Source organism: Arthrobacter sp. YAF17, from assembly GCF_052113365.1.
Taxonomy (GTDB): domain Bacteria; phylum Actinomycetota; class Actinomycetes; order Actinomycetales; family Micrococcaceae; genus Arthrobacter.
In genome coordinates, this window is record NZ_JBFRDB010000024.1 from 19,732 (window position 1) to 45,762 (window position 26,031).

At 66.4% G+C, this 26,031-nt stretch carries 21 protein-coding genes; 13 read left to right on the forward strand and 8 right to left on the reverse strand.

From position 1 onward, the window contains the following. Positions 1–55: 55 nt before the first annotated feature. From AB4Y67_RS16645 to AB4Y67_RS16655, 3 genes are all read right to left on the reverse strand, one after another. A complete protein-coding gene (locus tag AB4Y67_RS16645) occupies positions 56–2,824 on the reverse strand; it encodes a cation-translocating P-type ATPase (RefSeq protein ID WP_441406868.1) in 2,769 nt (922 codons plus the stop codon). A gap of 25 nt (positions 2,825–2,849) precedes the next feature. After that, entirely contained in the window at positions 2,850–3,686 is an 837-nt protein-coding gene (gene ppk2, locus AB4Y67_RS16650) for a polyphosphate kinase 2 (RefSeq protein ID WP_441406869.1), read from the reverse strand. A 265-nt stretch (positions 3,687–3,951) separates the two neighbouring features. Then, a complete protein-coding gene (locus tag AB4Y67_RS16655) occupies positions 3,952–5,394 on the reverse strand; it encodes a PucR family transcriptional regulator (RefSeq protein WP_441406870.1) in 1,443 nt (480 codons plus the stop codon). Positions 5,395–5,539: 145 nt separating this feature from the next. Here AB4Y67_RS16655 and AB4Y67_RS16660 point away from each other — a divergent pair, with 145 nt between their 5' ends. From AB4Y67_RS16660 to AB4Y67_RS16670, 3 genes are all read left to right on the forward strand, one after another. Next, complete coding sequence (locus AB4Y67_RS16660; RefSeq protein WP_441406871.1) at positions 5,540–6,970, forward strand: gamma-aminobutyraldehyde dehydrogenase; 1,431 nt, start codon at positions 5,540–5,542, stop codon at positions 6,968–6,970. Between the two features lie 61 nt (positions 6,971–7,031). Then, positions 7,032–8,387 carry a 4-aminobutyrate--2-oxoglutarate transaminase gene (gabT, locus tag AB4Y67_RS16665; RefSeq protein ID WP_441406872.1) on the forward strand — a complete coding sequence of 452 codons (1,356 nt, stop codon included), beginning with the start codon at positions 7,032–7,034 and terminating at the stop codon, positions 8,385–8,387. Positions 8,388–8,686: 299 nt separating this feature from the next. Next, positions 8,687–9,559, forward strand: a complete 873-nt coding sequence (locus tag AB4Y67_RS16670) for a universal stress protein (protein WP_441406873.1) — start codon at positions 8,687–8,689, stop codon at positions 9,557–9,559. A 32-nt stretch (positions 9,560–9,591) separates the two neighbouring features. Here AB4Y67_RS16670 and rarD read toward each other — a convergent pair whose 3' ends face one another. Beyond that, the gene (gene rarD / locus AB4Y67_RS16675) at positions 9,592–10,626 is read right to left on the reverse strand and encodes an EamA family transporter RarD (protein WP_441406915.1); all 1,035 of its coding nucleotides are present in this window, start codon (positions 10,624–10,626) and stop codon (positions 9,592–9,594) included. Positions 10,627–10,803: 177 nt separating this feature from the next. Here rarD and AB4Y67_RS16680 point away from each other — a divergent pair, with 177 nt between their 5' ends. Continuing rightward, a complete protein-coding gene (locus AB4Y67_RS16680) occupies positions 10,804–12,252 on the forward strand; it encodes an FAD-dependent oxidoreductase (RefSeq protein WP_441406874.1) in 1,449 nt (482 codons plus the stop codon). Here AB4Y67_RS16680 and AB4Y67_RS16685 read toward each other — a convergent pair. Next, complete coding sequence (locus AB4Y67_RS16685) at positions 12,249–13,199, reverse strand: sigma-70 family RNA polymerase sigma factor (RefSeq protein WP_441406875.1); 951 nt, start codon at positions 13,197–13,199, stop codon at positions 12,249–12,251. The two genes, AB4Y67_RS16680 and AB4Y67_RS16685, sit on opposite strands and share 4 nt — an antisense overlap. A gap of 207 nt (positions 13,200–13,406) precedes the next feature. On the opposite strand from AB4Y67_RS16685, the gene AB4Y67_RS16690 reads away from it, so the two are divergent. The 5 genes from AB4Y67_RS16690 (at position 13,407) to AB4Y67_RS16710 (ending at position 19,420) form a co-directional block, all read left to right on the forward strand. Then, positions 13,407–14,789 (forward strand): GAF domain-containing protein, encoded by a 1,383-nt coding sequence (locus AB4Y67_RS16690; RefSeq protein ID WP_441406876.1) that lies wholly within the window; start codon positions 13,407–13,409, stop codon positions 14,787–14,789. A gap of 133 nt (positions 14,790–14,922) precedes the next feature. Next, positions 14,923–16,449 carry an acetaldehyde dehydrogenase ExaC gene (gene exaC, locus AB4Y67_RS16695; RefSeq protein ID WP_441406877.1) on the forward strand — a complete coding sequence of 509 codons (1,527 nt, stop codon included), beginning with the start codon at positions 14,923–14,925 and terminating at the stop codon, positions 16,447–16,449. A 34-nt stretch (positions 16,450–16,483) separates the two neighbouring features. Continuing rightward, positions 16,484–16,894: a DUF779 domain-containing protein gene (locus AB4Y67_RS16700; protein WP_441406916.1), complete on the forward strand. Its 411-nt coding sequence runs from the start codon at positions 16,484–16,486 to the stop codon at positions 16,892–16,894. 154 nt (positions 16,895–17,048) lie between these two features. Beyond that, positions 17,049–18,659 (forward strand): amino acid permease, encoded by a 1,611-nt coding sequence (locus AB4Y67_RS16705; protein WP_441406878.1) that lies wholly within the window; start codon positions 17,049–17,051, stop codon positions 18,657–18,659. A gap of 155 nt (positions 18,660–18,814) precedes the next feature. After that, the gene (locus tag AB4Y67_RS16710) at positions 18,815–19,420 is read left to right on the forward strand and encodes a TetR/AcrR family transcriptional regulator (RefSeq protein WP_441406879.1); all 606 of its coding nucleotides are present in this window, start codon (positions 18,815–18,817) and stop codon (positions 19,418–19,420) included. Between the two features lie 83 nt (positions 19,421–19,503). On the opposite strand, the gene AB4Y67_RS16715 is transcribed toward AB4Y67_RS16710, so the two are convergent. Then, positions 19,504–20,139, reverse strand: coding sequence for a DUF2461 domain-containing protein (locus tag AB4Y67_RS16715; RefSeq protein ID WP_441406880.1), 636 nt, complete (start codon positions 20,137–20,139; stop codon positions 19,504–19,506). A gap of 294 nt (positions 20,140–20,433) precedes the next feature. Here AB4Y67_RS16715 and AB4Y67_RS16720 point away from each other — a divergent pair, with 294 nt between their 5' ends. From AB4Y67_RS16720 to AB4Y67_RS16735, 4 genes are read left to right on the forward strand one after another with little or no spacing between them, the layout of a single operon-like run. Continuing rightward, positions 20,434–21,420 carry an ABC transporter substrate-binding protein gene (locus AB4Y67_RS16720; protein ID WP_441406881.1) on the forward strand — a complete coding sequence of 329 codons (987 nt, stop codon included), beginning with the start codon at positions 20,434–20,436 and terminating at the stop codon, positions 21,418–21,420. Beyond that, positions 21,417–22,259 (forward strand): ABC transporter permease, encoded by an 843-nt coding sequence (locus tag AB4Y67_RS16725; protein WP_441406882.1) that lies wholly within the window; start codon positions 21,417–21,419, stop codon positions 22,257–22,259. Before AB4Y67_RS16720 ends, AB4Y67_RS16725 begins: the two co-directional genes overlap by 4 nt. Further along, on the forward strand, positions 22,256–23,029 hold the full coding sequence (locus tag AB4Y67_RS16730; protein ID WP_441406883.1) for an ABC transporter permease: 774 nt from the start codon (positions 22,256–22,258) through the stop codon (positions 23,027–23,029). The genes AB4Y67_RS16725 and AB4Y67_RS16730 overlap by 4 nt, the downstream gene beginning before the upstream one ends. After that, a complete protein-coding gene (locus tag AB4Y67_RS16735) occupies positions 23,019–23,894 on the forward strand; it encodes an ABC transporter ATP-binding protein (RefSeq protein WP_441406884.1) in 876 nt (291 codons plus the stop codon). Before AB4Y67_RS16730 ends, AB4Y67_RS16735 begins: the two co-directional genes overlap by 11 nt. A 73-nt stretch (positions 23,895–23,967) precedes the next feature. Here the strand turns inward: AB4Y67_RS16735 and AB4Y67_RS16740 are convergent, their stop codons facing one another. Next, complete coding sequence (locus tag AB4Y67_RS16740; RefSeq protein WP_441406885.1) at positions 23,968–25,467, reverse strand: catalase; 1,500 nt, start codon at positions 25,465–25,467, stop codon at positions 23,968–23,970. Positions 25,468–25,492: 25 nt separating this feature from the next. Next, positions 25,493–25,960 (reverse strand): Fur family transcriptional regulator, encoded by a 468-nt coding sequence (locus AB4Y67_RS16745; protein ID WP_441406886.1) that lies wholly within the window; start codon positions 25,958–25,960, stop codon positions 25,493–25,495. Between the last annotated feature and the right edge of the window lie 71 nt (positions 25,961–26,031).

A 26,031-nucleotide genomic window follows, 5' to 3' on the forward strand; every position in this document is an offset into this window, starting at 1 on the left:
AAAAGGTGTCATAGGACTATTCGGACCTGTGTGGAACCCGGATGGGTCGGCGCAGTCAGGCGGGGACCGGGGAAGTCGGGACTGTGGCTGTGGTCTTTGCCCGACGGGCCCGCAGGATCACCTTGAACAGCTCGCCGAGGACCAGCAGCACCACGGCCGGAACCAGGCAGGCCAGCCACTGCTGGCCGTTGAGCTGGACGGTGCCGAACAGGTCCTGCATTACCCGCATCTGGGTGATCAGCATGGATCCGACGAAGGCCCATGCGAACGCCCAGAGCAGCTTCGGGTTGGAGATGGTGGAGGGCCCGAAAGCGCTCTCTTCGGGGAAACGCAGGTTAAGGGCGACCGTGATGTTCATCAGCCCCAGGCCCACGATGGCCATGCTCTGGCCGATCTCAAGGGATCCGTAGGAGGTCTTGCCGATTTCGACGAGTATCAGCGTCGCGGCCGCCATGAACAGCCCGACGACGAACAGGCGCACCATCATCGACCGGACGATGATCGGTTGGTCGAACGGCCGGGGCTTGCGGTCCATGATGCCCGGCGTCGCGAGGTCCAGGCCCATCACGGCACCGATGGGCGCGACGATCGCCATGTGGATCCACAGCACCTGGGCCGGGCTGAGCAGTGCGGTGCCGGCGATCGCGAAGGCGGAGGACCCGATGAACGCGAGGATGAACATAAACAGGTTGGCGACCTGGATCCGGATGAACTTCTGCAGGTTGTCGTACACCAGCCGGCCCTGCTCGACCGCGGCGACGATCGTGGCGAAGTTGTCGTCCGCCAGGATCATCTTGGCCGCACCCTTGGCGACGTCGGTGCCCGTGATGCCCATAGCGATCCCGATGTCCGCCGCGGCGATGGCGGGCGCGTCGTTCACGCCGTCGCCGGTCATCGCGACGATGTTGCCTTTGCGCTTGAGCACCTCGACCAGCCGGACCTTGTGTTCGGGGGCCACCCGGGCGATCACGCCGATGCCGTCCACCTGGCTGTCGGCCTCCGCATCACTCATCGCGGCGAACTCGGCACCGGTGACAGCCCGTCCCCGGATGCCCAGCTCGTCGGCGATCGCGGCCGCGGTGATGGCGTGGTCACCGGTGATCATCCGGACCCGGATGCCGGCGTGTTTGGCTTTGGCGATCGCGGCCACCGCTTCGGCCCGGGGAGGGTCCACTTCACCGATCAGAGCACAAATCTCCAGGTCCTGCATGAGCGCCATCAGGTCGCCCGAGGGCTGGAACGTCGCCGGGTCGAACTCGCGCTGCGCCAGGGCGAGCACGCGCCGGCCCTTGCTGGCAATGCCCTCGTTCGCGGCGAGCACTTTCGCCCGCATCTCGTCGGTGAGCGGCTCGGCGCGGCCGCCCGGCATCCGCCCGGACGACGATCTGTTGAGCACGACGTCGGGCGCGCCCTTCACGTAGGCGCGGATCACGGTCCGGCCGTCGGCCCCCGGCATCCGGTGGAAGGTGGCCATGAACTTGTAGTCGGAGTCGAAGGGTACCGACGCGACACGCGGGTTGTTCCGGCGGAACTCCGTGACGTCTACGCCGCCCTTCTGGGCGAGCACGTACAGCGCCGCCTCGGTGGGGTCGCCGATGACCTCGCCGTCCTGGATGTCCGAGTCGTTGCACAGCGCGCACGGGAACATCACATAGTCCAGGTCCTGCTCGGCGTCGCCGGTGGTCCGCTGGACCTGGCCGTCGAAGCTGTAGCCCTCACCGCTCACCGTGTAGTGGTGCTGCACTGTCACGAACTCGCGCACCGTCATCTGGTTCAGGGTGAGGGTGCCGGTCTTGTCCGAGTTGATCGCGGAGGTGGAGCCCAGGGTCTCGACGGCGGGAAGGACCTTCATGATGGCGTTCTTCTTGGCCATGTTGACCGAGCCCACGGACAGGATGGTCGTGACGACGGCCGGCAGCGCATCCGGGATGGAGCCGACGGCCAGCGCCACGCCGATCCCGAAGAGCACAGCGAAGGAGTCGCCCGCGGCCAGTCCCATCACCACAATGGCGACGAAGGCGAAGAGGGCCGCGATGATGATGAAGATCGTCAGCCGGTCCACCTGCTTGGTGAGCGGGGTCTTCTCCTCTTTCTGCCCGGACAGCATGTGCGCGATGTGGCCCACCTCCGAGCCCATCCCCGTGGTGGTGACGAGGATTTCGCCGTGGCCCCGGGTCACGTTGGTGTTCATGAACGCCATGTTCAAGCGGTCACCGATGCCGACGTCGTGCCGGCCGATGACGGCGGTGTCCTTCTCGACCGCGACGCTCTCACCGGTCAGGGCGCCCTCCTCGATCTGCAGTGTCGCCGCCAGGATGATCCTGCCGTCGGCGGGGACGCGGTCACCGGCGTCGACCACCACAATGTCGCCGGGCACGATCTGCTCGGCGGGAACCTCCGCCATGACGCCGTCGCGACGCACCTTGGCCATTGACTTCATCATCTGCCCCAGGGAAGCTGCCGCCGCTTCGGCTTTGCCTTCCTGGTGATAGCCCAGCCACGCGTTGAACAGCGTCAGGACGGCGAGCCCGATCGCGGTCCCGTATTCCTCGATCAACAGGCTGACCAGCGCGGCGACTACGAGCACGATCTGCATGTAGTCCCGGTAGTGCTTGAAGAAGCGCTTCCAGACCGGTTCCTGCTTCGCTGCGGCCAGGGCGTTCGGACCGTACTCCTGCAGCCGCTGCTCCGCCTCGGCGGTGCTCAACCCGCTGGCGGGATCAACGCCCAGCCGGCCCGAGACCTCCCCGGGCGCCAGCGTGTACCAGGCAGCGTCCGCCTCGGCCGGGGCCACTCCTGCCGCTGCTCCGGGATTGTCGTTCATGGCTTCCTCCTCATCGCGGCTCTGCTTAGAACGGGGTCGGGACGCGCCGCACCGCGAGGGTCGGCTCGCGGTAGTTGCCGGCCTTCTGGCGCTTCGGGAGTTCCACGTCGAGCCCCGGGTACGGCTCGTACGGAACCTGGCTCAGCAGGTGGCTGATGATGTTGAGCCGGCCGCGCTTCTTGACGTCGTTGTTCGCGACGAACCAGGGCGCCCAGGCGGTATCGGTCGCCGTGAACATGGCGTCCCTGGCCCGGGAGTAGTCGTACCAGCGCTTGTACGACTTCAGATCCATGGGCGACAGCTTCCACGTCTTGCGCGGATCGTCCATCCGGCTCTTCAGCCGGCGGGTCTGTTCGTCCGCGCTGACCTCAAGCCAATACTTGAGCAGGATGATGCCCGAGTCCACCATCGCCTTCTCAACCAGCGGAACCATGTTGAGGAACCTCTGGGTCTGTTCGGGGGTGCAGAACCCCATCACGCGCTCCACGCCCGCACGGTTGTACCAGCTTCGATCAAAGATGACCACCTCGCCGGCCGCCGGGAAGTGCGCCATATAGCGCTGGAGATACATCTGGGACTTCTCCCGGTTCGTTGGGGTGGGAAGGGCCACCACCCTGAAGACCCGGGGGCTCACCCGCTCGACGATGCGCTTGATGGTGCCGCCCTTGCCGGCCGTGTCGCGTCCCTCGAACACGATGCAGATCTTGGCTCCGGTGGACTTCACCCATTCCTGCAAAGCGACCAGTTCGCCTTGCAGGACGGCCATCTCCGCCTCGTACTCCTTGCGGGGCATCTTGGTTCTGGGCTGCCCGTCCGGCCCCGCTTCTTCGTCGCCGCGCTTCTTGTTCTTCTTCTTGCCCACGATCGGCCTCCTGGACTGGTACTTCCTAGGGCGAGTCAGGCAACCGAACTGCGACGCCGAGGGGCCGGCTCCATCGTCCGTGCAGATGGTGCGGAAAGGTGCAAAACCCTTTTTTGGGCACTCCTGTGCAGTGTGCTGCCTCTCCCAGTCTCACCAGCGGCTTCAGCCCGGTCTACGGCCCTAAGACCCTATTCGGCAACGCGGCGCCACCACGTTGAGGCTTCGGAGGGCCGGAAGTGGCCCCGCGTTGCTCCGTGGCGGAGGGTCAGTGCGGGTGCCGGGCGCCCAGCCGCTGAACGGCCAGCGCGAGCCAGAGCTGCACCCGGTCCGACGTCTGGGCCGGGTCGTAGCCGGTCAGCTCGGTGATCTGGGCGAGCCGGTAGCGGACCGTGTTCCGGTGCAGCGTGAGCTCTTCGGCCACGGCCGCCACGGAGCCGTTGTTGGTCAGGTAGCTCTCCAGCGTGGTCATCAGTTCGGCGCCGTGGGTCGCATCGAAGGTCCGGAGCGGGTTCAGCGACTCGTTTGCCATGTCCGCCAGCGGCACGTCCTCGCTGGCCAGCAGCAGCGACGTCAGGCTCAGCCGCTCCGGTTCATTCACGGGCAGGCCGTGGCTTGCCGCGTCGCGGGCCTCGAAATAGCTCCACCGCAGCCCGTTCGGTTTCGTGTACGCTCCGCCGATTCCGATCGTGGCGTGGATCCCCGCCTCGGCCAGGTGGTCGCTGAGGCTCCGGGCCAGCGCGCTGGCGCCGCTTCCGTCGTCGGGGAGCACCGCCACCAGGTCCTTGCCGACGACGGCGCTCACCGACTTCTCCAGCGGCTGCGGCAGGGAGGACGTCCCGAGCTGTTTGAAGTGCGCGGCGGACTCGGCCAGCAGGACCACGTTCCTGCGGGTGCTGTTGACGCCGATGCCGGCGAGCCGCCGGGTGGCCTCGCTGGGGTCCAGGGTCCCGTGGATCACGTCCTCCAGGACCTGCCCGGCCAGGGCGCGCTGGGACTGGCGCTGCTTGACCATGTTGTTGAGCTCGACACTGATCAGGTTCTGGGCGTAGCCCACAATTCCCGAGTCCTCGAACGGCTGCTTCACCCACAGGGTGCATGCGTCGCGGCGGCCGGTGGGAATCGGAAATGACGCCCAGCCGTCGGCGCTCGGCGCGGGATTGCCCGCGGCACTGTTGTAGAGCTGGGCCGTGAACTGGGTCAGCACGATTTCCGTCCGCAGCATGGAGCCGAGGTGCTTGAGGAGTTCGGTCAGGCCGCCGCCGGTGAGCAGGGCGCGGGCCAGGATCTGGTGCCCGGCGATGAGCCGCTCCAGCTTGGTGAAGTGGTCCGCCGACTGGGCGTCCGCGACGAGCTTGCCGATCGCGATGAACGGCGTCTCATACGGCACCTCGACCACCGGCAGCCCCCAGCGGTTGGCCTCCGCGATCAGGGCGGGCGGCACGGCGTCGTGGGTCAGGCCGATCCCGAAGCCGATCCCCACCGCCCCGGCGCGCTGGACCTGGCGGACGAAGCGGCGCTGTTCCGGGGCGCTCTTGAGCCGCATTCCGGTGGTGAGGACAAGTTCGCCGCCGTTGAGGAAGCGCTGCGGGTCCTCCTGCTCGGTGACGGCCACCCAGAGAATGTCCTGGTGCCAGGTGGTCTCGGCGAGGCCTGACTTGGCGAGTTTGAGGGACGGAACCCCCAACAGGGCAGCGAGTGAAATGGCCATGGATTCAGGATAACCGGGGGCTGGTCAAGCGCACTAAAACATGGCGACAACGGTGTGCAGGTGACTATTCCCGGGGGTTGACCGGCTGGCATAGGCTCGGAGCAGTCTCATTGGGTCCTTTTCAGCGTGAAAGAGGTTGTACACCGTGGTTCAAACCTTGCAGAACTTCATCAACGGCGAGTTTGTCACCCCCGCCGGAACCGGCGTGCTGGACATCGTCAATCCCACCAACGGCGAGGTCGTCGCCACCTCACCGGTCTCAGTGGGGGCCGACGTCGACGCCGCCATGACGGCCGCGCAGGACGCCTTCAAAACCTGGAAGCACACGACGCCGGGGCAGCGCCAGCTGATGCTGCTCAAGCTCGCCGACGCCGTCGAGGCCAACAGCGACGAACTCGTCGAGGCCCAGCACCGCAACACCGGCCAGGTCCGTTCCCTGATCGCGTCCGAGGAGGTTGCCGCCGGCGCCGACCAGCTGCGCTTCTTCGCCGGCGCCGCCCGCATCATGGAGGGCAAGTCCGCCGGAGAATACTTCGAGGGCCACACCTCCTACGTCCGGCGCGAACCGATCGGCGTCGTCGCGCAGGTCGCACCCTGGAACTACCCGTTCCTCATGGCCATCTGGAAGATCGGCCCCGCCCTCGCCGCGGGAAACACCGTGGTGCTCAAGCCCTCGGACACCACCCCGGAATCCACCCTCGTCCTGGCCCGTCTCGCCGGCGAGATCTTTCCTGCCGGCGTGCTCAACGTCGTCCTGGGTACCGGGGAGACCGGCGCCCTGATGGTGGAGCACAAGGTCCCCGGCCTCGTCTCCATCACCGGCTCCGTCCGGGCCGGCATCGCAGTGGCGTCCGGCGCCGCGAAGGGCCTCAAGCGCGCGCACCTCGAGCTTGGCGGCAAAGCCCCCGCCATCGTGTTCAAGGACGCGGACATCAAGAAGAGCGCGGCGGCCATCGCCGAATTCGCCTTCTTCAACGCCGGCCAGGACTGCACCGCGATCACCCGCGTCCTGGTCCAGGACGAAGTCCACGACGACGTCGTCGCAGCCATGGTGGAACACACGAAAACCCTGCACACCGGTTCACAGAACGACGAGGACAACTACTTCGGCCCGCTCAACAACGTGAACCACTTCAACGCCGTGACCTCGGTGGTGGAGCACCTCCCGGAGAACTGCAGGATCGAAACCGGCGGCCACCGCGCCGGGGAGAAGGGCTTCTTCTTCGAACCCACCATCATCACCGGGGCCAAGCAGAGCGACGACATCGTGCAGAAGGAAACGTTTGGCCCCGTCATCACGGTGCAGAAGTTCAGCACCGAGGACGAAGCCGTGGAACTGGCCAACGACGTCGACTACGCCCTCGCCTCCAGCGTCTGGACCACCGACCACGGCACGGCCATGCGCGTCAGCCGCGACCTGGACTTCGGCGCCGTGTGGATCAACACCCACATCCTCCTCACCGCCGAGATGCCGCACGGAGGCTTCAAGCAGTCCGGCTACGGCAAGGACCTTTCCATGTACGGCGTCGAGGACTACACCCGCATCAAGCACGTCATGAGTGCGCTGGACGCCTAAGCCGGTTTCAAGACCAGAAGCACAGCTCCGCGCACAACCAGCACGCAAGAAAGGCTCTCCCATGACCACCACCGCCCATGACATCACCTACCGTCTTGAGCAGAAGCGCCGCGTCCAGGCCGATTTCCCGGGCCCCAAGTCCGTCGCCCTGACCGAACGCCGCAAGGCTGTCGTCGCGGCCGGCGTCGCGTCCACCGTACCCGTTTACGTCGCCGACGCCGACGGCGGCATCATCCACGACGTCGACGGCAACTCCTTCATCGACCTTGGCTCCGGCATTGCCGTGACCAGCGTCGGTGCCTCCGACCCGGCCGTCGTCGGCGCCGTCAAGGAAGCTGTGGAGCACTTCACCCACACCTGCTTCATGGTCACGCCCTACGAAGGCTACGTCGCCGTCGCCGAGCAGTTGAACCGCCTCACCCCGGGTGACCACGAGAAGCGCACCGTGCTGTTCAACTCCGGCGCCGAAGCCGTGGAGAACGCCGTCAAGGTGGCCCGCCTGGCCACCGGCCGGGACGCCGTCGTCGCTTTCGACCACGCCTACCACGGCCGCACCAACCTGACCATGGCGCTGACCGCCAAGGCCATGCCCTACAAGACCAACTTCGGCCCGTTCGCGCCCGAGGTGTACCGCATGCCGATGAGCTACCCCTACCGCGAGGAAAACCCGGAGATCACCGGTGCCGAGGCCGCCAAGCGCGCCATCACCATGATCGAGAAGCAGCTCGGCGGCGACCAGGTGGCCGCGATCATCATCGAACCGATCCAGGGCGAGGGCGGCTTCATTGTTCCCGCCGAGGGTTTCCTGCCGGCGCTGGCGGCCTGGGCCAAGGACAAGGGCGTCGTCTTCATCGCCGACGAGGTCCAGTCCGGTTTCTGCCGCACCGGTGAGTGGTTCGCCGTGGACCACGAGGGCGTCGTCCCGGACATCATCACCATGGCCAAGGGCATCGCCGGCGGCATGCCGCTCTCCGCCATCACCGGCCGCGCCGACCTGCTCGACGCCGTCCACCCGGGCGGCCTCGGCGGCACCTACGGCGGCAACCCGGTCGCGTGTGCCGCGGCCCTGGCGTCCATCGGCTCGATGGAGCAGTACGGCCTCAACGCCCGCGCCAGGCACATCGAGGAGCTGGCCCTCGGCAAGCTTCGCGAACTGGCCGCTGAGCAGACTGTGATCGGCGACRTCCGCGGCCGCGGTGCGATGCTGGCCATCGAACTGGTCCAGGCCGGATCGAAGGAACCGAACCCGGAGCTGACCAAGGCCGTAGCCGCCGCCTGCCTCAAGGAGGGCGTCATCATCCTCACCTGCGGCACCTACGGCAACGTCATCCGGCTGCTGCCGCCGCTGGTCATCAGCGACGAACTGCTGCTGGACGGGCTCCAGGTCCTGGCCGCGGCCATCAAGGCCAACGCCTGAGCCATCCGGACACCGGAGATTCCGGACTCAGAAATTCCGGAAACAGCAGAGCCGCGGACGTACGGTCCACGGCTCTGCTGAGTTAATTCGCTCGCCGGCACCGGTTCCATCGGCCGGCCGACGCCGATCCCATATTGGTTGCCCAGCTCAGGGCCGAAGGTAACGGACTATGCAGGCCATTTCCGGGTCCCGCTGGGCTAGAGTCGTTCCTACCACTGCAGGAACGCAGACCGGCCGACGTCGCCCGGAATCCCCGGAACAAAGCTGGCTTCTGCCACAGACCCAAAAGGGGTTCATACATGCGATACGTAGTTGGCTATACCCCCAGCGACCGCGGCGCCGACGCCGTTGCACTGGCCTCCGCCATGGCCCGGGCCCAAGGCGCGCACCTTGACCTGGTCTACGTGGTGGACCGGCGCACGCCCTACGTCGCGATGAACCCGGAGGGAAACCGTGTCAGCGCCGCGGAGCAAAAGGTGCTCACCGCGGAACGGGAAGGCATGGCCCTCGTCCCAAAGGACCTCGAGGCCCGGTTCCACGTCCGCCAGGCAGATTCGCACGCCGCCGGCCTCATCGATGCCGCCGTTGAATACAGGGCCGGTCTGATCGTGGTGGGCGCCGCCAGCGCCGGGCTGTTCAAGCGCTACACGATCGGAAGCGCGGCCAACGCGCTCCTGCATGCTTCGCCCGTTCCGGTGGCGCTGGCCCCCCGGGGTTACCGGCACACGGAGCCGATGACTCGGATGACCCTCGCAGTGGGCGAGCGCACGGGCGCGGAGGCGGCGATYGACGTCGCGGTCGAGGCCGCCGAACGCCACGGTGTCCCGCTGCGGCTGGTTTCGCTGGTGGAACTTGACGCAGAAGGGGACAGCGGAGAGAACATCAACGCCGCGCACATCCACGCCAATACCGTCCTCGCGGCGGCCGCCCACCGGCTTCCGGCCGGCCATCAGGTCACGGTGGAAGTTGCGCACGGCCGCACCATTGAGGAAGCGATCGACGACCTCGAATGGGACGAGGGCGAGATCATGATCGTAGGCTCGTCGCGCCTGGCGGAGAAAAACAAACTGTTCGTCGGCAGGACGGCCAACAAGGTGCTACTTGCCCTGCCCGTACCCATGGTGGTGGTCCCGCGCGACTACGAGCGGTTCGATACCATCCCCGAGGACTGACAGCGTGGTGCCGTTCCGCAGCCTGGACAGATTCAGGCGGCGGAGCGGGCCAGCCTGCGCGTCACGGAGTTCTTCCGGGCAGTGAGCAGCATGTCCACGGTGAGGACCAGCAGCGCCAGCCAGACGACGCCGAAGCCGATCCAGCGGTCTGTCGTCATGGGCTCGTGGAACACGGCCAGCGCCACGATGAACTGCAGCACGGGGGCGAAGTACTGCAGCAGGCCAATCGTTGTCATCGGCAGCCGCCGGGCTGAGGCGCCGAAGAACAGCAGCGGCACGGCGGTGATGATGCCGGAGGCCGCGAGAAGCCAGAAGTGCGCGGCGCCGTTAGTGGCCAGCGTCGCGGTTCCGGTGAGTGCCAGGACGATCATCGTGGCGCCGGCAACCGGCGCCAGCACCATCGTCTCGACGGTAAGGCTGGTGGCCGCATCAGCGCGCGGGCCGACGCGCTTCTTGACGAAGCCATAGAGGCCGAAGCTCAGCGCCAGGGTCAGGGCGATCAAGGGAAGTTTGCCGTAGGACACCGTCAGGACGCCCACGGCAACGAAGCCGATGCCGACGGCGGTCCACTGCAGCGGCCGCAGTTTCTCCTTCAGCACCACCACCCCCAGCAGGACCGATACGAGGGGATTGATGAAGTAGCCCAGCGAGGCTTCCACGGCCTGACCGGTGGTCACCCCGTAGACATAGGTCAGCCAGTTCACGGCGATCAGGACCGCGGCGATGATCAGCGGAAAGATGACCGCGCGGTTCCGGAAGGCGGCTCCCAGGACCCTCCAGGAGCGGGTGACGGTGATCAGCAGGACGCAGAAAATGAGCGACCAGAGCACCCGGTTGGCCACGATTTCGATCGCGCCGGCCGGTTGCAGCAGGATGAAGTAGAGGGGCATCAGCCCCCACAGGCCGTACGCGCCGATCCCGAAGATGATGCCGGCAGTCGTGTCCGTGTCCACTGCCTTGAGCACGGCCGGCGGACGCTTCGACGGGCTTCCGCCGGGCGACGCAGCGCCCGGGGACGTCAGCGTGGCTGGGGAGAGGGATCCGTCGGGGGTAGGCACAAAGTCAATAACACCACCCGCAGGGCGCCTATTCCTGCCTTTGGAATCCGCTGCCGCCCGCGCCGGGGGCGCGGTTCCCTGCGATGTCGGTCACCGGCGCGCCTATACATTGTCGCGGACATTTAGAATAGGGGGATTGTGCGCTGCTTGAACTGGCGCAGCCGCCAAGACTCAGAAGGGCTCCCGGTGTCCAACTCGGCCGAAAGTTCGCCTCAAAGAACGTCCAAACGTCCGCTCCGCGTTGCGATTGTCGGCGCCGGACCGGCAGGCGTCTACGCCGCGGACATCCTGACCAAGTCCAACGAAGTCAAAGACGGCGACTTCGAGGTCAGCATCGACCTCTTCGAGGCGTACCCGGCCCCGTACGGCCTCATCCGCTACGGCGTGGCCCCGGACCATCCGCGGATCAAGGGAATCGTCAACGCGCTGCACAAAGTCCTTGACCGCGGTGATATCCGCTTCCTCGGCAACGTCACCTACGGCCGCGACCTGACCCTGCATGACTTCCGCGCCTTCTACGACGCCGTGATCTTCTCCACCGGCGCCATCAACGACGCGGAACTGGACGTCCCCGGCGTCGGACTCCAGGGCTCCTTCGGCGGGGCAGATTTCGTCTCCTGGTACGACGGTCACCCCGACGTGCCCCGGGACTGGCCGCTGGAGGCGAAGGAAATCGCGGTGATCGGCAACGGTAACGTGGCCCTCGACGTTGCCCGGATGCTGGTCAAGCACGCCGACGACCTGCTGGTGACGGAAATCCCGGACAACGTCTACCGGGCGCTGAAGAACTCCCCGGTCACGGACGTGCACGTTTTTGGCCGCCGCGGCCCCGCCCAGGTCAAGTTCACGCCGCTGGAACTGCGCGAACTTTCCCACGCCCGGGACGTCGACATCGTCCTCTATCCGGAGGACTTCGAGTTCGACGAGGCCTCGGATGAGGCCATCCGTAGCAACAACCAGATCCGCACCATGGTCAACACCCTGACCAACTGGCTTGTCGAGGAGCACGCCGAGGCCGAGGAACCGTCCTCCCGCCGGCTGCATCTGCACTTCCTGCACAGCCCCGTCGAGATTCATGACGACGCCGATCACCCCGGCAAGGTCACGGGCATCAAGTTTGAGCGCATGCAGCTGGACGGCACCGGCAACGCCAAGGGCACGGGGGAATTCCTTGACTACCCGGTCCAGGCCGTCTACCGGGCGATCGGCTACCACGGCTCGCCCCTGGACGAGCTGGAATACGATGCCCGCCGCGGCGTGATTCCGAACGAGGGCGGCCGGGTGCTCGACGCCGACGGCAATCCCGTCCCGGGCATCTACGCCACCGGCTGGATCAAACGCGGCCCCGTGGGCCTGATCGGCCACACCAAGGGCGACGCGCTGGAGACCATCGGCTTCCTGCTCGAGGACCGGCTGAGCCTCCCCCCGGCGCAGAACCCCGATCCGCAGGCGATCATCGACCTCCTCGACGAGCGCGGGATCGAATATACGACCTGGGAGGGCTGGAACAAGCTCGACGCCCACGAACTGGCCCTCGGCGCGGAGTGGTCCGCTTCCGCTGACGCCAACGGCATTGTGCGGGAACGCGTCAAGGTGGTTCCGCGCGAGGACATGGTGCAGATCTCCCGCGACTAGTCCTGCGGCATGCCTCCGGCACCCGGGTACTCGATGCGGAGCCCCGCGAGCACCTCAGGATCGGCCAGGAGATCGATCCGGATGACCCTGCCGCCCAGCACGGAGAACCCGAATACCACGCGCGGTCTCCCGCCCGGCGCCCAGACTGCTCCCGCCGACCCGTCCACCAGGGCCGGCCGGGCCACCTGGGCGCGGCCGGAGAAGGTGCGTGCCACCGCCTCCGCGCCAATGACTTCCGCCTCCGCCCCCATTCCGGCCGCGGCGCCGTCTGCGCGGAGGACGACGTCGGGATCCAGCAGGGCGAGCAGCGCGGCAAAGTCTCCTCCCCGGGCGGCCGCCAGGAAGGCGTCCACAATTTCCCGCTGGCGGTCACGGGAGTGCCGGACGAAGGATTCCGGAGTGCCGGCCCGGCGCGTGTTTCCTGCAGCCCTTGCCTGCACGCGGCGGCGGGCGCGGCTGGCAAGCTGCCTCGCCGCCGCCGGCGAGTTCCCCAGCACGGCGGCGACCGCCTCGAAAGGCACCGAGAACAGATCGTGGAGCACGAAGGCCACACGCTCGCCCGGCCCCAGCGTGTCCAGCACCACCAGCAGGGCGGTCCCCACGTCGTCGGACAGCACGGCCTGCCGCTCCGGATCGCCGTCCTCGCGGAGCCGGTGCTCCTGGGCGTCGGCGCGGCCGGTCTCCGGATGCGGGGACGCCTCACCGGCCGGTTCTTCGCGGCGGGAGCGGCGCGAGCGCAGCATATCCAGGCAGATCCGCCCCACCACCGTGGTCAGCCAGCCGCCAAGGTTCGTGATGGCGGCCGCATCGGAACGGCTGAGCCGGAGCCACGACTCCTGCACGGCGTCCTCGGCTTCGCTGAACGAACCCAGCATCCGGTAGGCCACCGCCCGCAGGTGCGCCCGGTGCGCCTCGAAGCCGTCGACCAGCAGTTCAGGATCAACCATGGCCCACTGTCCCGCCCCATGGCCTGTCCGTGCAACGGGTGTCCGTAAAGAGTCCGCCGATGGAGCGGCCTGCCGGGGAGCGGCGCGGCGGCCGGCCGGACCGGACCGCGGCGGCGGCCCGGCTCTGGCGGGCGCCCGGAACGCCCACTAGACTGGCCGGACGTGGCTGCCACCGGCATGCCGTCGCGCCCTTGATGTGGGAGTTCAATGAGGAATTCGGTCCATCCGGCTGGCCTGGTCCAACCTGGCGCCGGGATCACCGCGGAGCTGCGCCAGCACTACGCCAGTGCCGGCCATGAACAGCTGGACTCTCGGGGGCACGGGCTTCCGGACGACCTGCAACTTCCGGGCCTCAGCAGCCTGATCCAGGAGTCCTGGCGGCGCTCCGCCGAGCTGCAGGCCAACCCGGACAATCCCGAGGCCCCGCTGGCGATGGACCGGGACGAACTTGAAGAGTACCGGCGGCAGCATCCGCTGGCGGCCATCATGCCGGTCATCCACAAGCTGCTGGTCCTGCCCAGCCACGACAGTGGAATGCTGGTGGCCGTGGGGGACGAGGTGGGCAGGCTCCTCTGGGTCGAAGGCGACGCCGCCATGCAGCGCCGGGCCGAAGGCATGATGTTCGTTCCCGGGGCCGACTGGTCCGAAGCCACCGTGGGCACCAGCGCCCCCGGCACCGCCCTGGCCCTGGGCCGGGGCATCCAAATCTCCGGAGCGGAACACTACAAACGCTCCGTCCACCCCTGGAGCTGCACTGCGGTCCCCTTCCACGATCCGGATTCCGGCGCCCTCCTGGGCGTCGTGGATATCACCGGCACCGAGTCCGCGGTGGCCCCGCACACGCTGTCGCTGGTCGAGGCCACCGTGGCCGCCGCCCAGGCGCACCTGCGGGTGGAGCGGCTGCAGCTCGCCGCGGCGCGCCAGTCCTCGCCGGCCCGGCGCCGGAGCCCGGCTGCACCGAAAGCGGCGTACGCGCCGGCCGCCAACAGCCTGTACCGCAACAGCCTCCAGCTCCTGGGCCGGGACCAGGCGCTGCTCAGCATCGACGGCCGCACCGTGGCGCTTTCCGCGAGGCACAGCGAGATCCTGGCCCTGCTCAGCACCCACCCGGAAGGGCTCAACGCAGAGGAACTCTGCAACCTCCTGTACCCGGGCGATGCTTCCACCATGACCCTGCGGGCCGAGATGGTGCGCCTGCGTAAAGTCCTCCAGCAGCTCAACCCGGGTGCCGTTCCGGCGTCCCGCCCCTACCGGCTGCCCCTGGACCTGATGCCGGATGCCGGGCAGGTCCTGAACTGCCTGCAGCGCGGTGCCCACCGGATCGCGTTGGAAATCTACCGCGGCGCCGTCCTGCCCCGCTCCGAAGCCCCCGGCATCACCGAGCTGCGGAACCGGGTTTCCTCCCTGCTCCGCGAAGCGGTCCTGACTGACGGCAGCGCCGAGTCGCTCCTGAGGTACGCCGAACTGCCCGAGGCGAGGGACGACGTCGAGATCCGGCTCGCGGCCCTGAAACTGCTGCCGCCGCGGTCGCCCAGACGGGCCGCCCTTGTCGCCGATTTGGAACGGCTCGACGCCGAGCTCAGCGCCTGATCCGCCACTGACGCACGCAAGTGACCCCGGTTACGCCGGTTGCAACCTGACTGCAACCTTCATGCTCCTAGGCTGAGCGCAACGGCGGCGCCGATATTTGCCGCCATCAATCTTGCACAGCAAAGGAGCTGCAATGACTGTCTACGCACAGCCCGGTACCGAGGGCTCGAAGGTCACCTTCAAGGACCGCTACGAGAACTGGATCGGCGGCGAGTGGGTCGCCCCGGTCAAGGGCCAGTACTTCGAGAACATCACCCCCGTCACCGGCAAGGTCTTCTGCGAGGTCGCCCGCGGCACCGCCGAGGACATTGAGCTGGCGCTGGACGCCGCCCACAAGGCTGCCCCGTCCTGGGGCAAGACCTCCGTCGCCGAGCGCGCCGCCATCCTGAACAAGATTGCCGACCGGATCGACGAGAACGTAGAGATGCTGGCCGTCGCCGAATCCTGGGACAACGGCAAGCCGATCCGCGAAACCCTCAACGCGGACATCCCGCTCGCCTCCGACCACTTCCGCTACTTCGCCTCCGCCGTCCGCGCCCAGGAGGGACGGCTGTCCCAGCTCGACGACGACACCACCGCCTACCACTACCACGAGCCGCTCGGCGTCGTCGGCCAGATCATCCCCTGGAACTTCCCGATCCTGATGGCCGTATGGAAGCTCGCCCCGGCCCTCGCCGCAGGCAACGCCGTCGTCCTGAAGCCCGCCGAGCAGACCCCGTCCTCGATTCTGGTCCTCATGGAACTCATCGGCGACCTGCTGCCGGCCGGCGTCCTCAACGTGGTCAACGGCTTCGGCGTCGAAGCCGGCAAGCCGCTCGCCTCCAGCCCCCGGATCCGCAAGATCGCGTTCACCGGCGAAACCTCCACGGGCCGCCTGATCAGCCAGTACGCCAGCCAGAACCTGATCCCGGTCACGCTGGAACTGGGCGGCAAGAGCCCCAATATTTTCTTCAACGACGTTGCAGAGAGCACTGACGACGCGTTCTACGACAAGGCACAGGAAGGTTTCACCCTCTTTGCCTTCAACCAGGGTGAAGTGTGCACCTGCCCCTCCCGCGCCCTGATCCAGGAAGACATCTATGATTCCTTCATGGCGGACGCCGTGGCCCGCGTCGAGAAGATCATCCAGGGCAACCCGCTGGACACCGAGACCCAGCTCGGCGCCCAGGCCTCCAACGACCAGCTCGAAAAGATCCTCTCCTACATCGACATCGGAAAGCAGGAAGGCGCCAAGGTGCTCACCGGCGGCGGCCGCGCCGACATGCCCGGAGATCTGGCCGGCGGCTACTACGTCCAGCCGACCATCTTCGAGGGCCACAACAAGATGCGGATCTTCCAGGAGGAAATCTTCGGCCCGGTGGTGTCCGTGACCCGCTTCAGCGACTACAACGACGCGATGGGCATCGCCAACGACACCCTCTACGGCCTTGGCGCCGGCGTCTGGTCCCGCAACGGCAACGTCGCCTACCGTGCCGGCCGCGAGATCCAGGCCGGCCGCGTGTGGGTGAACAATTACCACGCCTACCCGGCGGGCGCTGCGTTCGGCGGCTACAAGTCCTCCGGCATCGGCCGCGAGAACCACTCGATGATGCTGGACCACTACCAGCAGACCAAGAACCTCCTGGTCAGCTACAACGAGAACAAACTCGGCTTCTTCTAAGCCGCAACACACCCGGGCGGGCGGATCAGGACTGATCCGCCCGCCCCCCAGGCTCGACGCCGCCGTCACCCGCCCCGGCGAGGATTTCTCCCGGGTGGCGCTCACAGCGGAGGCCGTGGAACTGCTGCGCAAGCTTTGGCTGCAACACGGACCGCTGATGTTCCACCAGTCCGGCGGCTGCTGCGACGGCTCTTCGCCAATGTGCTACCCGGCAGGGGAGTTCATCACGGGGGACTCGGATGTCCAGCTGGGCCTGTTCGACATTTCCGACGGCCTGCAGCCGCAGCCGATTGACTTCTGGATGTCGAAGGAACAATTCAACTACTGGAGCCACACGCATCTGACCGTGGACGTGGTGCCGGGCCGGGGGAGCGGATTCTCGGTGGAAGCACCTGAAGGAAAAAGGTTCCTGATCCGGTCCACCCTGATGGATTGGCCGGTCTGAACCGGACCTGGAAAAGCGCTGGCGGGCTGTGCGGGGGAACCTGCGCAGCCCGCTTTTGCGTCTCACAATGTGGGACAAATCTGGCCGTCCAGTGGATGGACACTACGATAGATAGGTCTGTTTCCAACAAGTTACCGAGATTGTGGACTTTCCTATGAACCTTTTCCGGACCAAATCGATCGAGCAGTCCATGTCGGACGCCGAAGAACCCGGACGCAAGCTGAAGCGCTCGCTCAGCTCCTGGGATTTGATGATCATGGGCGTCGCCGTTGCTGTCGGCGCCGGAATCTTCTCGGTCGGCGCCAAGGCTGCAGCGAACTTCGCCGGCCCGGCCGTGACCCTCTCGTTCGCCATTGCCGCCGTCACCTGTGCGCTGGCGATCATGTGTTACGCCGAGTTCGCCACCGCGATTCCCGTTGCCGGCTCCGCATACGTCTTCACGTACGCCACCATGGGCGAGCTGCTGGCCTGGATCATCGGCTGGAACCTCATCCTCGAGCTGTTCACCGCCGGCGCTGTGATCGCCAAGTACTGGGGCATCTACCTCAGCAAGGTGTTCGCGCTGATGGGCGTGGACATTCCGCCGTCGATCTCCCTCGGCGGGGTGGACCTGTACTGGGGCGCCTTCCTGATCGTCGCCGTGTTCACGGTGCTGCTGGTGCTGGGGACAAAGCTGTCCGCCCGCGTCGGCAACATCTTCACGCTGGTCAAGATCGGCGTCGTGCTCTTTGTGATCGTGGTGGGCTTCACCTACGTGAAGTTCGAGAACTACGCCCCGTTCGTTCCGACCTCCGTGCCCACCGGCGGCACCGGCGCCTCCGACGTCATGAAGCAGTCCTTCTTTGCCTTCCTTACCGGCGCCGCCCCGGCACAGTACGGCACGCTGGGCATCTTCGCGGGAGCGGCCCTCGTCTTCTTCGCCTTCATCGGTTTCGACGTCGTGGCGACGTCGGCCGAGGAGGTCAAGAACCCGCAGAAGACGCTGCCCCGCGGCATCTTCGGCGGCCTCGCCGTCGTCACGGTGCTCTACATCCTGGTGTCCCTGGCACTGACCGGCATGGTGTCCTACACCGAGCTTGCCGAGGCCGAGAACCCGACCCTCACCACCGCGTTTGAGGCCGTCGGCAACACCGACGCCGCGAAGATCATCGCCTTCGGCTCCCTCGTGGGCCTGACCACGGTGATCATGGTGCTGCTGATGGGCCTCTCCCGCGTGGTGCTGGCCATGAGCCGCGACGGCCTGCTGCCGCGCTCACTGTCCAAGACCAGCACCATCCGCGCGACGCCGGTCCGGCTCCAGATCATCTGCGGTGCGGCCGTGGCGGTTGTCGCCGGACTCACCAACGTGGACCTGCTGGAGGAAATGATCAACATCGGCACGCTGTCCGCGTTCGTGACGGTGAGCATCGGCGTGCTGGTGCTGCGGAAAAAGCGCCCGGACCTGAAGCCGGCGTTCCGGGTGCCGCTGGGGAAGGTGCTCCCGATCGTTTCGGCCGTCCTGTGCCTCTACCTCATGACGAACCTCGCCGTGGAGACGTGGATCTTCTTCGCCATCTGGCTCGTGATCGGCGTGGCCATCTACTTCTCCTACGGCCAGCGGCACTCCAGGCTGAACGAGAAGTTCGCCGAGGCCAAGGCCTCCGTGAACGGGCCCGGCGGGAAGAGCGCCGCCGTTGCCGACGCCAAGGAACCCGCCGCGGCACACACGTCGGCCGATGCCGATGCCGCGGCCACCAAAGACAAGGCCACGCGCACCCGCCCCTAACCCGGGAGTGCTCTACAACCCGAAATCGCCGGAGACGTGCGAAGTCGCTGGAAATTTCCGGCGAATGGACACGGTTCCGGCGATTTCGGCGTTTGGCGCCCGGATCGGGATGCCTCGGGTGCGGAGGAGCCCGGGCGGCTCCTTATGATTGTTTTATGGCCCGCCCAGCTCGACCGGAACGCAAGGCAGAGCTGCTGGCCGCCATTCTGGACTACCTCATGGACAAGACCCTCGCGGAGCTCACCTTCCGGAGCCTTGCCGAAGGTCTCGGCGTCAGCAGCTATGTGCTGGTCTACCACTTCGGCCACCGCGAGCAGTTGGTGAATGAGATCATCCGCGGCATCGAGTCCCGGCTGGACAGCATCCGGGCCACCGACGTGCGGGACATTGACCGCGAAGCCTGGCGTGCCTTCCTGCTGGAGTCCTGGCGCTGGACCATGGCGCAGCGCAACCGCCATCTGGCCAGGCTTGAGTTCGAGGCGACCGCGCAGGACATCGTGGCTGCGTCACCCCGGGGAACTGCGCAGGAACATTTCAGGATGCTGCACAACAAGACCCGGGACTGGCTGATGCTTCAGGGCATTCTTGAGGAGTTCGCCGACACCGACGCCAGACTGTTCACCGCCGCCTTCTACGGGCTCCAGTTCGACTTCGTCGTGAACAACCAGCCCGAGGAAGCCAGCAAGGCCTTTGACTTGATGATGCTGGTCTTCTTTAACAACCTCGACCGGCGCCTGGCCGCCGAGGGCGAGCACATCTGACGGGCGGTTCCGACCATGCGCTCCGGCCGGCACCATTGGCAGGCGCACGGCTAGCGGGCGCCCGCGGGGGCAACTGCTCCGTCTCAGGGAGCGGCGTAGCGGCCTATCCACTCAACAAGGGGCCGAAGCTCCTCCCAGCGCCGGGCCACCTCCCCGGCCGCGTCCGGCGTTGAGATCCAGCCCGGCCGTCCCACGTGCATGCCGGCGGCGAGCGACTTGTGCTTCAGTAGCTCCGCGCGGGGGTGGTCCTTGGCGAACCCCCGCGGAACCGTCTTCAGGGATTCGCCTTCCACGGCGAAGCCCAGCGCCGCGACCTGCGCGACAATCCGCTGCAGGGCGCCGCCGCTGGAGGGGGCGTCCACGGCGCTGCGGAAGCGGGCCAGCTGGGCCGGTGTGTGCGTGTGGTATCCGCCGCCGATGAGCAGGCCGTCGGCGTCGAGCTGGACGTAGAAGCCCGTCCCTTCGGCAACGGCAGCGAGCGCTCCCTGCGCCGTTTTGTAAGGCGACTTGTCCACGGAGAAGTGGATATCCCGGTTGGGGCGGAACAGCTTGGCTTCGCCGAACTCCGGTTCCAGCTTTGCCAGCAGCCCGGTCAGCGGTTCCTTGACCGCAGAGTCGTAGGTGGACTTGTGTTCCAGCCACCAGTCGCGGTTGTTGTTGTGTTCCAGTTCCGCGTAGAACTCGAAGGCGGCCTCAGGGATGCCTGCAAAGGGGGTCATGCATGAATCCTAGGGACAAGGGAGGCCTCACCGCGAGCGTCACAGCCCGTATGTGGACAGACGCGATGACCCCGCAGCGGCAATCCCTGAGGGGGTGTTTCAGCCGGCGCAAACGACGGCTTGCGCCCCGCCGGGAACCCGGCACGCCTGTCTCAGAGCTGTAACGATGCGCCCGTGGTGGTTGACGCCCCAGCATGCCTGAATCAGACTTTATTTTGAACGTCTGTTCGAACAGCGAACATTTTGGGCATGGGGGCCTAATCACTCCCATGTCATGTGCACATAGGAGTGAACATGAAAAGTCGTATTATCGCCGCTCTGGCCGCCGCGTCGGTCCTCGGCCTCTCGGCCTGCGGAAGCGGTTCACCGAGTTCCACCGGCGCTGGCGCCGCTTCCGCCGGAGCCACGGGCAATGCCGGGCTGACTAAAGTCACCGTTGGAGTCATTCCGATCGTCGACTGTGCACCGATCTACCTCGGCGACAAGCAGGGCTTCTTCAAGGAAGAGGGCCTGCAGCTGGACATCCAGACGGCCACCGGTGGTGCCGCGATCGTCCCCGGCGTCGTCAGCGGAAGCTTCGACTTCGCCTTCTCGAACCTGATCTCGGTCACGGTCGCCAAGGACAAGGGCCTCGATTTGAAGTTCGTTGCGAACGGCGCGTCAACCACCGGTGAGGCGGGCAAGGACGTCGGCGGCGTCGTCGTCCCGGCCGGCTCCAGCATCCAGTCCCCGAAGGACCTCGCCGGAAAGACCGTCTCTGTCAACAACCTGTCCAACATCGGTGACACCACCATCAAGTCGGTCATCGAAAAGGACGGCGGCGATGCCAAAAGCGTGAAGTTCGTTGAGGTTGCGTTCCCGGATGCCCCGGCCGCACTGGCCAACAAGCAGGTCGATGCAGCCTGGATCCTCGAGCCCTTCCTCTCCAAGGCAGTGGCAGAAGGCGGCAAGATCGTCTCCTCGAACTTCGTGGGTATGAGCCCGGAACTGGACATTGCCGGCTACTTCACCAAGGCGGACACGATCAAGGGCAAGGCCGAGCTGGCCCAGAAGTTCACCCGCGCCATGAACAAGTCCCTCGAATACGCCCAGGCACACCCGCAGGAAGTCCGGGACATCGTCGGCACGTACACCAAGATCGACGATGCCACCCGCGCCAAGATGATCCTTCCCCGGTACCGCGTTGAATTCAACAAGGACGCCTTCGAAACCCTCGGTGCCGCGGCCGCCAAGTACGGCACGCTGACCAAGGCTCCGAGCGCCGGCGATCTCCTCCCGTGACCTCGGAAACCCTGACCGTCAGCGGTCCCGCCCCCGGCACGGGGCGGGACCGCGGGCGGGTCCGCACACTGCCTGCCAAGCAGCTCCTCGGTGTGGCGGGAATCCTTGGGTTCCTGGCCACCTGGGAGCTGATTCCCCGGGCCGGCATCATCGATGAACGCTATCTCCCGCCGGCCAGCGAAGTCATCGTCGCTCTCCTGCGCGACTTCGGCCTGACGGCATTCTGGGTCTCCGTAGGCGAGACCATGTTCGCCTGGTTCCTGGGCCTGATCATCGCCGTGGCCGCCGCCGTGCTGCTCGGCTTCATCATCGGCTCCAGTGACTTCCTGCGGAAGGCCACAAATTCTACGGTCGAGTTCCTGCGCCCCATCCCTTCGGTGGCGCTGATCCCGCTGGCCGTGCTGCTCTTCGGCGTGAAGATCGAGTCGTCACTGCTCCTGATCGTTTACGCCTCTTTCTGGCAGGTCCTGATCCAGGTCCTGTACGGTGTGGCCGACGTGGACATGGTCGCCAACAACACAGCGAAGACCTACGGCCTGGGCCGGATGGCGCGAATCCGGTACGTCGTATTCCCCACCGCCCTGCCATACCTGATGACCGGAGTCCGGCTCGCCGGCGCCGTTGCCTTGGTCCTGGCCATCACCGCGGAACTCGTGATCGGGTCCCCTGGGCTCGGGCGCGAGATCGCGCTGGCGCAGTCCGGCGGCGCCATTTCCGGCATGTACGCATTGGTCCTGGCCACCGGGCTGATCGGCGTGCTCATCAACATGCTGATGCGCTTCATCGAGAAGAAGACACTGGCCTGGCACTCGTCCGTCCGTTCCGAGGTGATTGTATGAAAGCCCTGAAGAATCTCGGCTACGTCGCGGCGCTGCCCGTCGTGCTGGTCCTGCTCTGGTGGGCCTCCACCCTGGGCGCGGTTAACTTCTTCGTCCCGACCCCGGCCGCGCTGGTCAACAAGTTCGGCGAGGTCTGGTTTAGCCAGCGCTTTTTCACGGATGTGCTGCCCAGCCTCGGCCGTCTGGTGGTCGGCGTGGCCGCGGCGATCGTGATCGGCGTTGTCGGCGGCGTCCTGATCGGCTCGATCAAATGGCTCCGCGCACTGCTGGAGCCCACATTGGAGTTCTTCCGCGCCATTCCGCCGCCGGTGCTGGTGCCGGTGCTGATGCTCCTGATGGGGATCACCGATTCGATGAAGGTCGTCGTCATCATCTCGGGCTGCGTCTGGCCCGTGCTGCTGAACACCATCGAGGGGGTCCGGGCCGTGGATCCGGTTCTCTCCGACTCCAGCCACACCTACGGCATCGACGGCTGGGCGCGCGTCCGGTACTTGGTGCTTCCGTCAGCCAGCCCGCAGATCATGGCCGGCGTGCGCCAGTCCATGTCCTTGGGGCTGATCCTGATGGTCATCTCCGAAATGTTTGCCTCGTCCTCAGGGCTGGGCTTCACCATCGTCCAGTTCCAGCGTTCCTTCGCCATCCCGGAAATGTGGTCAGGCATCGTGGTGCTCGGCCTGCTTGGTGTGGGCACGTCATTCATCTTCCAGTGGGCCGAGCGGAATATCCTGCGCTGGTACCACGGCCAGAAAGAGGTAGAAAATGCAGCCTGACTCAACTCATGAGGCCCCCACGGCGATGCTTTCCGTGCGGGGGCTGAAAAAGGTTTACCAGACCGACGGCGGCGGCGTCGAGGCGGTCCGGGACCTCACCTTCGACCTGCGCGCGGGGGAGTTGGCCTGCCTGGTTGGCCCCTCCGGTTCCGGAAAGACCACGCTCCTGAAGTGCATCTCCGGACTGATGGCCCCGACCGAGGGCGAAGTCCTCCTGAACGGCAATCGGGTGTCCGGCCCGCCGAAGAAGATGGCCGTGGTGTTTCAGGAATACGGCCGCTCGCTCTTCCCATGGATGCGGGTCCGGGACAATGTCGAGTTGCCGCTGAAAAACCAGGGTGTGCCGAAGGCCGAGCGTGACAGGCTGGTCGACGAGGCCCTCGAGGCTGTGGGCCTGTCCCACGTGCCGCGGTCCTACCCCTGGCAGCTCTCGGGAGGAATGCAGCAGCGTGTTGCGATTGCCCGCGCCATTGCCTACCAGCCCGAGGTGCTGCTGATGGACGAGCCGTTCGCGGCGGTGGACGCCCAGACCCGTGCGGATCTGGAAGACCTGATCCGGACAGTTTGGAAGAAGCTGGGCATCACGGTGCTCTTCGTGACCCACGACATCGACGAATCCGTCTACCTCGGTGAGCGCGTCATCATCCTCTCCAGTTCCCCGACAGTGGTGCAGGAGGACGTCGTGATCGACCTCCCGGAGGATCGTGACCAGCTGAATACCCGTTCGCTGCCGCGCTTCACCGAGCTCAGGCACCATGTCTATGAGCAGATCCAGCTCGCCAAAAAGGGCCACCGTCCCGCGGCGGCAGTGGCCCCGGTGCCAGGCTCGACGACGGCCGCGCGCTCAGGCGCCGCGGTCAGCTAGCCACTCTCGGTACGACAAAAGGAACACCCCGCACGGAAATCCGTGCGGGGTGTTCTTTTGCCGCGCCTAGGAATTAGACCTTGTTGGCGGCCTCGGCGTCGGACTCGACCTGGCCGGCACCGAGGTTGGCGCGCAGCTTGGCGCCGAACTCGGCGTCGACGTTGGTCCAGTACTGGATGGCGCGTTCCTTGATGCCGGCGTCCTTGACGCCGCTGACGGCACCGGTGACGGTGTCCAGCAGGCGGGCCTTCTCGCCGTCGTTGAAGACCTCGCGGTACAGCGTGCCGGCCTGGCCGAAGTCGCCGTCCTCGGCGCGCAGGGAGTGCGCGGAGAGGGTGAGCTCGCCGTCGTTCTCCCAGCCGCCGGCGGGGTTCTGCGGCTCGACGGCGGCCGGGCCGCCGACGGAGTTCGGTGCGTAGACCGGAACGGACGGGGCGTTGAAGTGGTAGCGCCCCTGGCCGTCCTGGCTGTAGTTGTTGACCTGGTTCTTGGGCAGGTTGACCGGCAGCTGGGCGTGGTTGGTGCCCACGCGGTAGCGGTGCGCGTCCGCGTAGGAGAAGATGCGGGCCTGCAGCATCTTGTCCGGGGAAGCGGCGATGCCCGGCACGAAGTTCGACGGCGCGAAGGCGGCCTGCTCGATCTGCGCGAAGTAGTTTTCCGGGTTCCGGTTCAGCTCCATGGTGCCGACCTTGATCAGCGGGTAGTCCGCGTGCGGCCACACCTTGGTGAGGTCGAACGGGTTGAAGCGGTACGTCTTGGCGTCCTCGTACGGCATGACCTGAACGTGCAGATCCCAAGACGGGAAGTTGCCGGCGGCAATGTTTTCCTGGAGGTCGCGGATGTAGAAGTCGCCATCAGCGCCGGCCAGGGCCTCGGCCTCGTCGCCGGACATGGACTTGACGCCCTGGTTGGACTTGAAGTGGTACTTGACCCAGAAGCGCTCGCCCTCGGCGTTGATCCACTGGTAGGTGTGCGAGCCGTAGCCCTGCATTTCACGCCAGGAGGCCGGCAGGCCGCGGTCGCCCATGAGCCAGGTGACCTGGTGCGCGGACTCGGGGGACAGGGTCCAGAAGTCCCACTGCATGTCGGCGTCGCGCAGGTGGGTGCCCGGCAGGCGCTTCTGCGAGTGGATGAAGTCCGGGAACTTGATGCCGTCGCGGATGAAGAACACCGGGGTGTTGTTGCCGACGAGGTCGTAGTTGCCCTCGGTGGTGTAGAACTTCACGGCGAAACCGCGGGGGTCGCGCCAGGTGTCGGGGGAGCCTGCCTCGCCGGCGACGGAGGAGAAGCGGATGAGCATCTCCGTCTCGGTGCCCGGCTGGAACAGTGCGGCCTTGGTGTACTTCGAGACGTCCTCGGAGGTGGTGAAGGTACCGAAGGCGCCGCCGCCCTTGGCGTGGACCACGCGCTCCGGCACACGCTCGCGGTTGAACTGCGCCAGCTTTTCGATCAGGTAGTGGTCGGTGAGGATGATCGCGCCGTCGGCGCCGACGGACTGCGAGTGGGCATCGGAAGTGACCGGGGCACCGGACTGTGTCGTGGACACGGCGGGCGCAGAGATGTGCTGAGTCATCTTTCTCCTAATTTGTTGTTTCTACTTAATTACGTTCGGCGGGAAGTTTTTGCGTGCGCTGGCAGTCCTGGCAGATGCCCTGGTACAGCACGTCCGCGATCTGGATGGTCATCGGCCTGGAGTCCTGGTCCCAGTGCGGGGTCAGGCACGGAGCGTGGCCGACGGCGCATTCGACGTCCTCCACCCTGCCGCAGCTGATGCAGACAGCATGGTGGTGGTTGTCGCCCACCCTCGTCTCGTACAGGGCGGGGGAGTGCGGCGGCTCAAAGCGGCGCAGCATTTGCAGATCGGTCAGATCGTTCAGGACCACATAGACGGACTGCGCCGTCAGTTCGGGAAGATCCCGGCGGGCGGTGGCGAGGATGTGCTCGGCGGGGGAATGCGGCTGGTGCTCGACGGCGGCCAGCACCGCCAGCCGCTGTTTCGTCACCCGGCGGCCGTGGGCACGCAGGGCCGCAGCCCATGCTTCGTGAGTGCCCGTCGAATCCGTCATGCACCCATTCAAGCACTTATTGTGAGTCAATCATAATAAGGTCCGGCTAATGACACCGCCGCAATGCTGCC